The organism is Kluyvera intermedia, from assembly GCF_021440345.1.
Lineage (GTDB): Bacteria > Pseudomonadota > Gammaproteobacteria > Enterobacterales > Enterobacteriaceae > Kluyvera > Kluyvera intermedia_A.
The window spans coordinates 1-13,388 of record NZ_JAKCNS010000078.1 but is presented as its reverse complement, the minus strand read 5'-3'; the positions used below and the strand labels follow the sequence as shown (position 1 = coordinate 13,388).

The 13,388-nt window shown below is 55.4% G+C and carries 9 protein-coding genes and 1 other RNA gene; 7 read left to right on the top strand and 3 right to left on the bottom strand.

Annotated features, from left to right (window positions below; translation table 11 throughout):
- Positions 1-25 precede the first annotated feature (25 nt).
- Entirely contained in the window at positions 26-1,417 is a 1,392-nt protein-coding gene (locus LZ634_RS19040) for a YchO/YchP family invasin (RefSeq protein ID WP_414467751.1), read from the top strand.
- A gap of 46 nt (positions 1,418-1,463) precedes the next feature.
- On the opposite strand, the gene narL is transcribed toward LZ634_RS19040, so the two are convergent.
- Both narL and narX read right to left on the bottom strand, forming a co-directional pair.
- The gene (gene narL, locus LZ634_RS19035) at positions 1,464-2,114 is read right to left on the bottom strand and encodes a two-component system response regulator NarL (RefSeq protein WP_052284392.1); all 651 of its coding nucleotides are present in this window, start codon (positions 2,112-2,114) and stop codon (positions 1,464-1,466) included.
- Entirely contained in the window at positions 2,107-3,906 is a 1,800-nt protein-coding gene (narX, locus tag LZ634_RS19030) for a nitrate/nitrite two-component system sensor histidine kinase NarX (protein WP_234508017.1), read from the bottom strand. The genes narL and narX overlap by 8 nt, the downstream gene beginning before the upstream one ends.
- A gap of 310 nt (positions 3,907-4,216) precedes the next feature.
- Between narX and LZ634_RS19025 the strand changes: the two genes are divergently transcribed.
- From LZ634_RS19025 to LZ634_RS19000, 6 genes are all read left to right on the top strand, one after another.
- The gene (locus LZ634_RS19025; protein ID WP_234508015.1) at positions 4,217-5,608 is read left to right on the top strand and encodes a NarK family nitrate/nitrite MFS transporter; all 1,392 of its coding nucleotides are present in this window, start codon (positions 4,217-4,219) and stop codon (positions 5,606-5,608) included.
- A gap of 393 nt (positions 5,609-6,001) precedes the next feature.
- Positions 6,002-9,745, top strand: a complete 3,744-nt coding sequence (locus LZ634_RS19020; RefSeq protein WP_234508013.1) for a nitrate reductase subunit alpha — start codon at positions 6,002-6,004, stop codon at positions 9,743-9,745.
- Complete coding sequence (narH, locus tag LZ634_RS19015) at positions 9,742-11,280, top strand: nitrate reductase subunit beta (RefSeq protein WP_061281357.1); 1,539 nt, start codon at positions 9,742-9,744, stop codon at positions 11,278-11,280. Before LZ634_RS19020 ends, narH begins: the two co-directional genes overlap by 4 nt.
- Positions 11,277-11,987, top strand: a complete 711-nt coding sequence (gene narJ / locus LZ634_RS19010; RefSeq protein WP_234508012.1) for a nitrate reductase molybdenum cofactor assembly chaperone — start codon at positions 11,277-11,279, stop codon at positions 11,985-11,987. The genes narH and narJ overlap by 4 nt, the downstream gene beginning before the upstream one ends.
- Positions 11,987-12,664 (top strand): respiratory nitrate reductase subunit gamma, encoded by a 678-nt coding sequence (gene narI / locus LZ634_RS19005; protein WP_234508010.1) that lies wholly within the window; start codon positions 11,987-11,989, stop codon positions 12,662-12,664. The genes narJ and narI overlap by 1 nt, the downstream gene beginning before the upstream one ends.
- A gap of 163 nt (positions 12,665-12,827) precedes the next feature.
- A complete protein-coding gene (locus LZ634_RS19000; RefSeq protein WP_234508059.1) occupies positions 12,828-13,097 on the top strand; it encodes a hypothetical protein in 270 nt (89 codons plus the stop codon).
- A 103-nt stretch (positions 13,098-13,200) separates the two neighbouring features.
- Here LZ634_RS19000 and LZ634_RS18995 read toward each other — a convergent pair.
- A non-coding RNA gene (locus tag LZ634_RS18995) (RtT sRNA) lies at positions 13,201-13,324 on the bottom strand.
- Positions 13,325-13,388: the final 64 nt, after the last annotated feature.

The following is a 13,388-nucleotide window of genomic DNA, read 5'->3' as shown; positions in this document are numbered from 1 at the left end:
CCTCTTTTGAGTTTGCAATGAGGTTGTGGTGGTCGCTTTACGTTTTTATTCGTCATGTTTGGTGCTGTTAATGCTGGCTAGCGGTGGCGCACGTGCGCGACAGTCGTTTATCGAAGAGGCGGAACATCCCTTCGATGATTTGCCGGATCTCAGCATTGCGCCGGAAAATCATGATGCGGAAAAACAGCTGGCGGAGATGGTGAAATCCTTCGGCGAAGCGAGCATGACCGACAATGGGCTTGATACCGGCGAGCAGGCGCGGTTATTCGCGCTGACCCAGCTCCAGGAGCGAATCAACGGCCAGATGAACCAGCAGCTTGAAAGCTGGCTGTCGCCGTGGGGCAATACCAATATTCAGATGCTGGTCGATGAACAGGGTAAGCTGACCGGCAGCCACGGCAGCTGGTTTGTTCCGCTAGAGGACAACACCCGCTATCTCACCTGGAGCCAGCTTGGCGTCACCCAACAAGATGACGGCCTGGTCGGTAATCTTGGCGTTGGACAGCGCTGGGTCGCCGGGCACTGGCTGCTGGGCTACAACACCTTCTATGACAGTCTGCTGGATGAAAACCTCAACCGCGGCGGCATTGGCGCGGAAGCCTGGGGTGAGAATCTGCGCTTTTCCGCCAACTATTACCATCCGCTGCGCGATTGGCAAAATACCGGCACCACGCTGCAACAGCGTATGGCCCGCGGCTACGACGTCACCGCGCAGGCCTGGATCCCCGCCTATAACCACATCAACACCAGCGTTAGCGTCGAGCAGTATTTCGGCGATAGCGTCGATCTGTTCCGTACCGGTACCGGCTACCATAACCCGGTGGCGGTTTCTCTGGGCCTGAATTACACCCCGGTTCCGCTGCTGACTTTTAGCGCCCAGCACAAACAGGGGGAAAGCGGGGTCAACCAGAACAATCTGGGGATGAAGGTGAACTACCGGTTTGGCGTGCCGCTCAAAAAACAGCTCGCCGCCGATGAAGTCGCGCAAACCCGTACGCTGCGCGGCAGCCGCTATGATGCGCCGGAGCGTAATAATCTGCCGGTGATGGAGTATCGTCAGCGCAAGAGCCTGACGGTGTACCTGGCAACGCCGCCGTGGAACCTGACCGGCTATGAAACCGTGGAATTGAAGCTGCAGGTGCGTGATGAATACGGCGTGAAGTCATTGACCTGGCAGGGAGACACCACCGCGTTGAGTCTGACACCGCCGGCTTCCAATAATGGCACCGAAGGCTGGAGTATCATCATGCCTGCCTGGGATTACAGCGAAGGGGCCAGCAACACCTGGCATCTGTCGGTTATTGTCGAAGATAAGAAGGGCCAGCGCGTCACCTCGAATGAGATAACGCTGGCATTGATCGAGCCGGTCGTCAGCTTTGCACCGATGAACTATGGCTGGTCGGGAACGACGCCTTAATTGTGCGTGACTGAATCCCTGTCACGACAATTAAGCGACGTACGGTTTAGAAGATACGATCCTGATGGACCCAAACGGCTGCTTCGACGCGGGATTTCAGCTTCATTTTCTTGAGCATATGTTTGACGTGAACCTTCACGGTGCTTTCCGTGATATCGAGGCGTCGGGCAATCATCTTATTCGGCAGACCCTGAGCGATGAGCTTCAGAATATCGCGCTCGCGCGGGGTTAACTGGTTGATATCGCGATCCGAGGTGGCGCGGTTGGCGCGCAGGCTGGCCGCCAACACCGGCGTTAACGCTTCGCTCAATACCATTTCACCCGCGGCAGCCTGTTGCAGGGCTTTCAGCAGATCTTCTGGCTCCATGTCTTTTAACAGATAGCCATCCGCGCCGCGTTTGAGGGCGGTGACGACATCTTCTTCATGGTTGGAAACGCTAAACACCACGACGCGGCCGGAGAGCGATTTCTCGCGCAGCTTGTCGAGGGTTTCCAGACCGTTCATGCCGGGCATGTTGAGGTCAAGCAGGATCAGGTCTGGATCGAGCGCTTCTGCCAGCTCAATACCTTGCTCACCGTTGCTGGCTTCGCCCACGACCTGAATATCCGATGCCATGCTGACCAGCTGTTTTACGCCGGTACGCAGCATGGGATGATCGTCAATTAGCAGGATAGTAGCCCGTTCCTGATTACTCATGGATTTCTCCTTGGGGAGTTGAAAGCGATTTTTCGGGGACAAACGTAACCACGACTTCAGTACCGCCGCTTTCACGACGGCGAACCTGGCAATCGCCGCGCAGGCTCTGCGCGCGGTCACGCATAATAATAAGGCCATAATGGTTACTGCGTTCAGCATGCTGCGGCACGCCACAGCCGTTATCCGTCACCACCATTTTTACCTGGTTGCCCTGTTGGGTGACGCTGACTTGTACATCCGTTGCCTGCGAGTGTTTTAACGCGTTGCTCAGCGCTTCGCGGGCGATTTGCAGAACGTGAATTGCCTGATGTGAGGGCACGTAGCGCGGTGGAAGTTGGTAATCAAGCTGAACCGGGAAGCCAAAGTGGCCGCTGTACTCTTTGCAGCTGGACTCCAGCGCCGGACGTAGGCCGGACTCGGTCAGTTTCAGGCGGAACGTGGTCAGCAGCTCACGTAACTGCGCCCAGGAAGAGTTCAATTCATTGCGCACCTGGCCCAGCAGCTCACGGCTTTCCGGGGAGGACTGCTCGTTCTGCATCATTTGCAGGCAGCTGACCTGCATTTTCATGCATGACAGCGATTGGGCGATGGAGTCGTGTAGCTCGCGGGCAATCGTGGCGCGCTCTTCCATGACAATCAGCTGTTGCTGGCGTTCCAGCTGTTTATCCAGCGCCAGCGTCGACGTTAACTGTTCCAGCAGGGTATCAACCAGCTGCTGCTGATCGTGGCTCAGTTCGCGGCCGTGCGGCAGGGTGGCGAGCAGAATGCCGTATTGATTACGCGGATCGGTCAGACGCCATTTTAGCGTGACGCCGTCAGCGGCTGACATATCAACGTCACGCGGGCAGAGGTAGCAACCTTTGTCGTCGCACTCCCAGCCGGAATGACAGCTAAATTCCTGATGATTCTCTTCGTCTTCAATATCGTAGACCCGCACCTCAATCTCGCGCAGCGGGGTCAGTTCTTGCAGGCCGTTGAGCACCGGGGAGATTCGTTCGCACAGCGGTACGCTGGAATGCAGGCGGCGATTGGCCTGCCATAAGAAGGAGAGGATGGCATTTTTTTGCTCAAGCCCGGCGGTTTTTTCCTGCACCCGTTTTTCCAGCGAGGCGTAGCTTTCTGCCAGCTCTGCGGACATGTTATTCAGCGCCATGCCCAGCGTCGCCATCTCATTACGACCGCTGATTTGCGCACGGTAGGTAAAATCACGATGACTGATAGCTTCCGCCATACGCAGCAGCTGACGCCACGGGTGAAGCAGACGGGTGCGTAGCCAGAAAACGGTGAAGATAAACAGCAGCGCCATGAAAACGGCCATCAGCCGGTGCATCCACACCACGTGGGCGATACGCTCCTCGGTGGTGTGATCGAAGACGGTGACCAGCTGATTGATACGGTCAACGAAGCCACTTAAATCGTTGGCAACCGCGCTCTGTGTCTGCGCATGGTGAATATCGGGCGCGAGGTAGGTCAGCCAGTACTGTTGCAGCGAGGCCAGTTGTTTGACCTGTCCGTCGCGTTCGGCGGCGAGCTGCAGTTCGGGGCTGAATACAGTGCGCTGCATTTCATCAAACAGCGCCTGGTCGCTCTCTTTCACCGGGATCGCCGCGAGCAGGCGATAGCTCTGCATACGCAGTGAACCAGCCTGATTAATCGCATGCGCGCTACCCTGGACGCCGTTTATTAGCCGTGCAGAAATCATCATACTCGCCACCCCGATGAGGGTAGACAGCAGTACGATGAGCGCCAGTTGATTCACTAGCGTGAGTGGTGTAAAAAAACGTCTAAACATTCTTCGATGTGGCTCCTGGCGGAAGTCTCTCCGGCGAGTGGCGGTATTTTCGGCTATCGCCTGGAGTATACCCATACCTCAAAAGAGGTACTCCTTTATTTCCATCATAGTCAAGATGGTGGGGGGAATGGGCTAGCAGCATAACAGCCATGTGATAAAACAGGTTTTTTTTGGCGTAAAAACCTACCCACAAAGGGTGATGATGTTTTTTTAAGCAAGATGTGGACAACTTTTCCTTTGATTTATATCAACTTACCGCGCGGTGTAAACCCTACTGTGGCAGGGTTAATATTAATAATCAGAGGTGTCTATGAGTCACTCCACTGCCCCCGAAAGGGCTACCGGCGCTGTCATTACCGACTGGCGTCCGGAAGATCCGGCGTTCTGGCAAGAGCGCGGTCACCGCGTCGCGAGCCGGAACCTGTGGATTTCAGTACCGTGTTTACTGTTAGCATTTTGCGTATGGATGTTGTTCAGTGCCGTTGCCGTCAATTTACCGAAAGTAGGTTTCCAGTTTACCACCGACCAGCTCTTCATGCTGACCGCACTGCCGGGCTTATCAGGGGCACTCCTGCGAGTTCCTTACGCATTTATGGTGCCGATTTTTGGCGGACGCCGCTGGACGGCATTCAGTACCGGGATAATGATTATTCCGTGCGTGTGGCTCGGTATTGCGGTGCAAGATCCTACCACGCCGTTTAGCGTCTTTGTGGTTATTGCGCTACTGTGCGGTTTCGCTGGCGCGAATTTTGCCTCTAGTATGGCTAACATCAGCTTCTTCTTCCCGAAAGCGAAGCAGGGTAGCGCGTTGGGTCTGAATGGCGGTCTGGGCAACATGGGCGTGAGCGTGATGCAGCTGGTTGCACCACTGGCCATCGGCATGTCCATTTTCGCTATCTTCGGCGGTAAAGGTGTTGAACAGGCAGACGGCTCTGTCTTGTTCGTAGAAAATGCCGCGTGGATCTGGGTACCGTTCCTGATTTTCTTCACGCTGGCAGCTTGGTTTGGCATGAATGATCTGTCCGCTTCTAAAGCGTCACTGAGTGAGCAGTTGCCGGTGCTCAAACGTGGCCACCTGTGGATTATGGCGGTGCTTTATCTGGCGACCTTCGGCTCGTTCATCGGATTCTCTGCGGGCTTTGCCATGCTGTCGAAAACCCAGTTCCCGGATATCAATATTCTGCACTTTGCCTTCTTCGGCCCGTTCATCGGTGCGCTGGCGCGTTCTCTCGGAGGCGGTATTTCCGATCGTCTGGGCGGGACTCGCGTGACGCTGATAAACTTCATCGCGATGGCTATTTTCTCGGCACTGTTGTTCCTGACTCTGCCAACCAACGGCCAGGGCGGAAACTTCGTGGCATTCTTTACGGTGTTCATGGGCCTGTTCGTGACGGCCGGGCTGGGTAGCGCATCCACCTTCCAGATGATCTCCGTTATCTTCCGGAAATTGACCATGGATCGCGTGAAAGCGCAGGGTGGCAGCGAAGAACATGCTCTGCGTGAAGCGGCAACGGATACGGCGGCGGCGTTGGGCTTTATCTCTGCGATTGGCGCGGTTGGCGGTTTCTTCATTCCGAAATCGTTCGGTATTTCGCTGGAAATGACCGGCTCCCCGGCTGGCGCAATGAAAGTGTTTCTCGTGTTCTATATTGTCTGCGTCGTTGTGACGTGGGCCGTTTACGGACGTAAAGCGAAGAAATAACCTGAAGCGTTATTTGTGAATAAAGGTGCGAGGTTTCGCACCTTTATTTTTACCGCCACTTAGTTACAACATACTGTTGGTATTTTTCATTCCGTGAGCATCGTGCCCGCAATGGCTTTGCAGGCGATAAAAAGTCTCTACCCCTTAATACCGACAGAGCCGTTTTTTACAGCTTGTAATATTTGTTTTTTGATAAAAAGTCTTAATTTACAGGGTGTTAAAAAATAAAAATAACTACCACCAAGGTGGTATTTGTGTTTTTGGCGGCAGTAATAAAGCAAAGCCACCTTGATCGTTATCAATTCCCTCAATGTTTCAGCGCGTTACCTTCGCTGCAAATTCAGCAATGTCGACTTATCAGAGAGCCGTAAGGCTCCAAACAGGAGAGACCCGATGAGTAAATTCCTGGACCGGTTTCGCTACTTTAAACAAAAGGGTGAAACATTTGCCGATGGGCACGGACAGATTCTAGATACCAACCGGGATTGGGAAGATGGATACCGCCAGCGCTGGCAGCACGATAAGGTCGTACGTTCAACGCACGGCGTTAACTGCACCGGTTCCTGCAGCTGGAAAATTTATGTCAAAAATGGTCTGGTCACCTGGGAAACCCAGCAGACAGACTACCCGCGTACCCGCCCAGACCTGCCAAACCATGAACCTCGCGGCTGCCCGCGCGGTGCAAGCTATTCCTGGTATCTCTACAGCGCCAACCGCCTGAAATATCCGCTGATGCGTAAACGCCTGATGAAAATGTGGCGTGAAGCGAAAACGCTGCACAGCGATCCGGTTGATGCATGGGCGTCCATTATTGAAGATGCCGATAAAGCCAAAAGCTTCAAGCAAGCGCGTGGTCGCGGTGGCTTCGTTCGTTCCTCCTGGCAGGAAGTGAATGAGCTGATTGCGGCATCTAACGTCTATACCGTAAAAACCTACGGCCCGGACCGCGTGGCGGGCTTCTCGCCAATTCCGGCGATGTCGATGGTTTCCTACGCTTCCGGCGCACGCTATCTGTCGCTGATTGGCGGTACCTGCCTGAGCTTCTACGACTGGTACTGTGACTTACCGCCAGCGTCTCCGCAGACCTGGGGCGAACAGACCGACGTTCCGGAATCCGCCGACTGGTACAACTCCAGCTACATCATCGCCTGGGGTTCTAACGTTCCGCAGACCCGTACCCCGGATGCGCACTTCTTCACTGAAGTTCGCTACAAAGGTACCAAGACCGTAGCTATCACCCCGGACTACGCCGAAATCGCCAAGCTGTGCGATCTGTGGCTGGCACCGAAGCAGGGTACCGATGCGGCCATGGCGCTGGCAATGGGCCACGTGATGCTGCGCGAGTTCCACCTCGACAAACCAAGCCAGTACTTCACCGACTACGTGCGTCGCTACACCGACATGCCAATGCTGGTGATGCTCGAAGAGCGTGAAGGCTATTACGCCGCAGGCCGTATGCTGCGTGCTGCTGACCTCGTAGATTCCCTGGGCCAGGAAAATAACCCAGAGTGGAAAACCGTGGCGGTAAATACCGACGGCGACATGGTGGCACCAAACGGTTCCATCGGCTTCCGTTGGGGCGAAAAAGGTAAGTGGAACCTGGAACAGCGCGACGGTAAATCCGGCGAAGAGACCGAACTGCAGCTGAGCCTGCTCGGCAGCCAGGATGATATCGCGCAGGTGGGCTTCCCGTACTTTGGCGGCGACGGCACCGAACATTTCACCAGCGTTGAGCTGGAAAATATTCTGCTGCACAAACTGCCGGTGAAACGCCTGCAGCTGGCTGACGGTACCACCGCGCTGGTCACCACCGTGTACGACCTGACCATGGCCAACTACGGCCTGGAACGCGGTCTGAACGATGAAAACTGTGCAACCAGCTACGATGACGTGAAAGCGTACACCCCGGCCTGGGCTGAGAAAATTACCGGTGTTCCGCGCGCGCAGATTATTCGCACCGCCCGCGAGTTTGCGGATAACGCAGATAAGACGCACGGCCGTTCCATGATTATCGTCGGCGCCGGTCTGAACCACTGGTATCACCTCGATATGAACTATCGTGGCCTCATCAACATGCTGGTGTTCTGCGGCTGTGTTGGTCAGAGCGGCGGCGGCTGGGCACACTATGTGGGTCAGGAAAAACTGCGTCCGCAGACCGGCTGGCAGCCGCTGGCGTTTGCCCTTGACTGGCAGCGTCCGGCGCGTCACATGAACAGCACCTCCTACTTCTATAACCACTCCAGCCAATGGCGCTATGAGTCGGTTACCGCGCAGGAACTGCTGTCACCGCTGGCGGATAAATCCCGCTACACCGGCCATCTGCTGGACTTTAACGTTCGCGCAGAACGTATGGGCTGGCTGCCGTCTGCACCACAGTTAGGCACCAACCCACTGCGTATCGCCGATGAAGCGAAGAAAGCTGGTATGACACCGGTGGACTACACCGTGAAGGCGCTGAAAGAAGGCACTATCCGTTTTGCAGCTGAACAGCCGGAAAACGGTAAAAACCACCCGCGTAACCTGTTCATCTGGCGTTCAAACCTGCTGGGCTCTTCCGGTAAAGGCCACGAATACATGCTGAAGTACCTGCTGGGTACCGAGCACGGTATTCAGGGCGTGGATCTGGGCAAGCAGGGCGGCATGAAACCTGAAGAGGTGGAATGGCAAGATAACGGCCTCGACGGCAAGCTGGATCTGGTGGTGACGCTGGACTTCCGTCTGTCGAGCACCTGTCTCTACTCCGACATCGTGTTGCCAACGGCGACCTGGTACGAAAAAGACGACATGAATACCTCGGATATGCATCCGTTTATTCACCCGCTGTCTGCTGCCGTTGACCCTGCATGGGAATCGAAAAGCGACTGGGATATCTATAAAGGTATCGCGAAGAAATTCTCCGAAGTGTGCGTTGGTCACCTCGGCAAAGAAACCGACGTGGTGACGCTGCCAATCCAGCACGACTCCGCCGCCGAACTGGCGCAGCCGTTAGACGTGAAGGACTGGAAAAAAGGCGAATGCGACCTGATCCCAGGCAAAACCGCACCGCATATCATTCCGGTTGAACGTGATTACCCGGCGACCTACGAGCGCTTTACCTCCATCGGCCCGCTGATGGAAAAAATCGGTAACGGCGGTAAAGGGATTGCCTGGAACACCCAGAGCGAAATGGATCTGCTGCGTAAGCTCAACTACACCAAGGCAGATGGCCCGGCCAAAGGCCAGCCGATGCTGGATACGGCGATTGATGCGGCAGAAATGATCCTCACCCTGGCACCGGAAACTAACGGTCAGGTGGCGGTGAAAGCCTGGGCGGCGCTGAGCGAGTTTACCGGTCGTGACCACACGCACCTGGCGCTCAATAAAGAAGACGAGAAAATTCGCTTCCGCGATATTCAGGCGCAGCCGCGCAAGATTATCTCCAGCCCAACCTGGTCCGGTCTGGAAGACGAGCATGTCTCTTATAATGCCGGTTATACCAACGTTCATGAGCTGATTCCATGGCGTACGCTGTCTGGCCGCCAGTCCCTGTATCAGGATCACCAGTGGATGCGTGATTTCGGTGAAAGCCTGCTGGTTTACCGTCCGCCTATCGACACCCGTTCGGTGAAAGAGGTCATGGGCAAGAAATCCAACGGCAACCCAGAGAAGGCGCTGAACTTCCTGACGCCGCACCAGAAATGGGGCATTCACTCTACCTACAGCGACAACCTGCTGATGTTGACCTTAGGTCGCGGCGGTCCGGTAGTGTGGATGAGCGAAGAAGATGCCAAAGAGATCGGTATTGAAGACAACGACTGGATTGAAGTCTTCAACAACAATGGTGCCCTGACCGCACGTGCAGTTGTGAGCCAGCGCGTACCGGCCGGGATGACCATGATGTACCACGCGCAGGAACGTATCGTGAACCTGCCGGGTTCTGAAATTACCGGTCAACGCGGCGGGATCCATAACTCGGTGACCCGTATTACGCCAAAACCGACCCATATGATCGGCGGCTATGGCCACCTGGCGTACGGCTTTAACTACTACGGCACCGTAGGTTCTAACCGTGATGAGTTCGTAGTGGTACGTAAGATGAAGAACATTAACTGGCTGGATGGCGAAGGCAACGACCAGGTACAGGAGAGCGTAAAATGAAAATTCGTTCACAAGTCGGCATGGTGCTGAATCTCGATAAGTGCATCGGCTGTCATACCTGCTCAGTCACCTGTAAAAACGTCTGGACCAGCCGTGAAGGGACCGAGTACGCATGGTTCAACAACGTGGAAACCAAGCCGGGCACCGGCTTCCCAACCGACTGGGAAAACCAGGAAAAATGGAAGGGCGGCTGGATCCGTAAGATCAACGGCAAACTGGTGCCGCGCATGGGTAACAAAGCGCTGCTGCTGGGTAAAATCTTCGCTAACCCGCATCTGCCGGGCCTCGATGATTACTACGAGCCGTTTGATTTTGACTACCAGACGCTGCATAACGCCCCGGCTGATAGCAAAGCGCAGCCTATCGCCCGCCCACGCTCGCTGATTACCGGCAAGCGTATGGACAAGATCACTAAAGGTCCAAACTGGGAAGACGATCTGGGCGGCGAGTTTGAGAAGCTGTCGAAAGACAAAAACTTCGAAAACATGCAGAAGGCGATGTACGGCCAGTTCGAAAACACCTTCATGATGTACATGCCGCGCCTGTGCGAACACTGCCTGAACCCGGCGTGTGTTGCCACCTGCCCGAGCGGTGCTATCTACAAGCGTGAAGAAGACGGCATTGTGCTGATCGACCAGGACAAATGCCGCGGCTGGCGTATGTGTATCACCGGTTGCCCGTACAAAAAAATCTACTTCAACTGGAAGAGCGGCAAGTCTGAGAAATGCATCTTCTGCTACCCGCGTATCGAAGCGGGTCAGCCGACCGTGTGTTCTGAGACCTGTGTAGGCCGTATTCGTTACCTCGGCGTGCTGCTGTATGACGCAGATGCGATTGAAACCGCAGCGAGCACCGAGAACGAGAAAGACCTGTATCAGCGTCAGCTGGACGTGTTCCTCGATCCAAACGATCCGAAAGTGATTGAGCAGGCGCAGAAAGATGGCATTCCGCTGAGCGTCATTGATGCGGCGCAGAAATCGCCGGTTTACAAAATGGCGATGGACTGGAAGCTGGCGCTGCCGCTGCACCCGGAATACCGCACGCTGCCAATGGTGTGGTACGTACCGCCGCTGTCACCGATTCAGTCTGCGGCCGACGCGGGTGAACTGGGCAGCAACGGTATTCTGCCAGACGTAGAAAGCCTGCGTATCCCGGTTCAGTACCTGGCGAACCTGCTGACCGCGGGTGACACTCAGCCGGTACTGCTGGCGCTGAAACGTATGCTGGCAATGCGTCACTTCAAACGTACGGAAACCGTCGATGGTGTTATCGATACCCGTGCGCTGGAAGAGGTCGGTCTGACCGAAGCGCAGGCGCAGGAAATGTATCGCTACCTGGCGATTGCTAACTACGAAGATCGTTTCGTGGTGCCAAGCAGCCACCGCGAACAGGCTCGTGAAGCGTTCCCGGAGAAAAACGGTTGCGGCTTTAGCTTCGGCGATGGCTGCCACGGTTCCGACACCAAGTTCAACCTGTTCAACAGCCGTCGTATTGACTCGGTGGATGTGAGCAGCAAAACGGAGCCGCACGCATGATCGAACTCGTGGTGGTATCTCGTTTGCTTGAGTACCCGGATGCTGCCTTGTGGCAGCATCAAGGTGAACTCTTCGATGCTCTGGCCTCGTCAGAGAAACTGGATAAAGCGGATGCCCAGGCGCTGGGCATCTTCCTGCGCGATTTAACCGCGCAGGATCCGCTGGATGCACAGGCCGCGTACAGCGAGCTGTTTGACCGCGGCCGCGCAACATCGCTGCTGCTGTTTGAACATGTGCACGGCGAATCCCGCGACCGCGGGCAGGCGATGGTGGATCTGCTGAATCAGTACCAACAGCACGGTCTGGAACTCGACAGCCGCGAGCTGCCGGATCACCTGCCGCTGTATCTGGAATATCTGGCGCAGTTGCCGGAGAGCGAGGCGATTGGCGGTTTGCAGGATATCGCGCCAATTCTGGCATTGCTTTGCGCACGTCTGCAGCAGCGCGAAAGCGCTTATGCGGTGCTGTTCGAACAGCTGCTGAAGCTGGCGAATAGCGCAGTTGACGAAGCGAAAGTGGCGGAAAAAATTGCGGACGAAGCCCGTGATGATACGCCACAGGCGCTGGATGCGGTCTGGGAAGAAGAGCAGGTCAAATTCTTTGCCGATCAGGGCTGCGGTGAGTCGGAAATCAGCAATCACCAGCGTCGTTTTGCCGGAGCCGTTGCCCCGCAATATTTGAATATCTCTAACGGAGGACAGCAATAATGCACTTCCTGAATATGTTCTTCTTCGACATCTATCCGTACATCGCGGGTTCTGTCTTCCTGATTGGCAGCTGGCTACGCTACGATTACGGTCAGTACACCTGGCGTGCGGCGTCCAGCCAGATGCTGGATCGTAAAGGGATGAACCTGGCGTCTAACCTGTTCCATATCGGGATTTTGGGGATTTTCGCCGGCCACTTCCTGGGCATGCTGACTCCGCACTGGATGTATGAAGCGTGGCTGCCGCTGGAAGTGAAACAGAAGATGGCGATGTTTGCGGGCGGCGCGTCCGGCGTGATGTGCCTCGTCGGCGGCGTGCTGTTGCTGAAACGCCGTCTGTTCAGTCCACGCGTGCGTGCCACCACTACCGGTGCCGATATTCTGGTGCTGTCGATTCTGGTTATCCAGTGTGCGCTGGGCCTGTTGACGATTCCGTTCTCCGCCCAGCATATGGACGGTAGCGAGATGATGAAACTGGTGAACTGGGCTCAGTCCGTGGTGACCTTCCACGGTGGTGCTTCGCAGTATCTGGACGGTGTGGCGTTTATCTTCCGTATGCACCTGGTGCTCGGGATGACGCTGTTCCTGATATTCCCGTTCTCGCGTCTGGTCCACATCTGGAGCGTGCCGGTCGAATATCTGACCCGCAAATACCAGATTGTACGCGCGCGTCATTAATTCCGTGCGGGAACAGACAAAACCCTGCTTAGGCAGGGTTTTTTTATGGGCGAGAGAAAATATTGTGTCGAATCAAAACTGCGGGGAGCGGCGTTGTATTTAATACAGGTCTTTATTTTGCTATTCAGGGTGTGTTGTGGTGTTAAGAACGGTTTTTATTGTGATGTGCGCGCTGTTGGGGGGCTTTCTCAGCGTAACCAGCCAGGCGAAAAGCGCGGGTATTTCGGATAATCAAATTAAGCAGCGCATCATTGAGGAGTCGATTGCAGCCTATCCTGGAAATTGCCCATGCCCGTTTAATGCCATGCGTAATGGGCGCGCCTGCGGTGGACGAAGCGCCTGGAGCCGGCAGGGGGGATATTCACCCATTTGCTATAGCCGTGAGGTGACAACTGAAATGGTGAAACAGTGGCGCGCCGCTAATGCTGCATGACTACGCTCGAATCGAACCCTGGTCGAAGCTTCTCATCCTTCCCGCATGGGCAGAACTTAGGGCAATGACTATCGAATGGGGATTTAATGCTATCTGGAAGTGATGGTGGTGGGGGAAGGATGACTCAGCGCTTCGCCCTTCGGGTCGTTGCCTGCGGCAACGCTTTCTCGCTACGCTCGAATCGAACCTTGGTCGAAGCTTCTCATCCTTCCCGCATGGGTAGAACATAGGGCAATGACTATCGAATGAGGATTTAATGCTATCTGGAAGTGATGGTGGTGGGGGAAGGAT

What these genes read in the sequence shown, in the direction of transcription:
- narL (WP_052284392.1), bottom strand. Translation starts at nt 2,114, where the DNA reads ATGAGTAATCAGGAACGGGCTACTATCCTGCTAATTGACGATCATCCC.
- narX (WP_234508017.1), bottom strand. Translation starts at nt 3,906, where the DNA reads ATGTTTAGACGTTTTTTTACACCACTCACGCTAGTGAATCAACTGGCG.
- LZ634_RS19025 (WP_234508015.1), top strand. Translation starts at nt 4,217, where the DNA reads ATGAGTCACTCCACTGCCCCCGAAAGGGCTACCGGCGCTGTCATTACC.
- LZ634_RS19020 (WP_234508013.1), top strand. Translation starts at nt 6,002, where the DNA reads ATGAGTAAATTCCTGGACCGGTTTCGCTACTTTAAACAAAAGGGTGAA.
- narH (WP_061281357.1), top strand. Translation starts at nt 9,742, where the DNA reads ATGAAAATTCGTTCACAAGTCGGCATGGTGCTGAATCTCGATAAGTGC.
- narJ (WP_234508012.1), top strand. Translation starts at nt 11,277, where the DNA reads ATGATCGAACTCGTGGTGGTATCTCGTTTGCTTGAGTACCCGGATGCT.
- narI (WP_234508010.1), top strand. Translation starts at nt 11,987, where the DNA reads ATGCACTTCCTGAATATGTTCTTCTTCGACATCTATCCGTACATCGCG.
- LZ634_RS19000 (WP_234508059.1), top strand. Translation starts at nt 12,828, where the DNA reads ATGTGCGCGCTGTTGGGGGGCTTTCTCAGCGTAACCAGCCAGGCGAAA.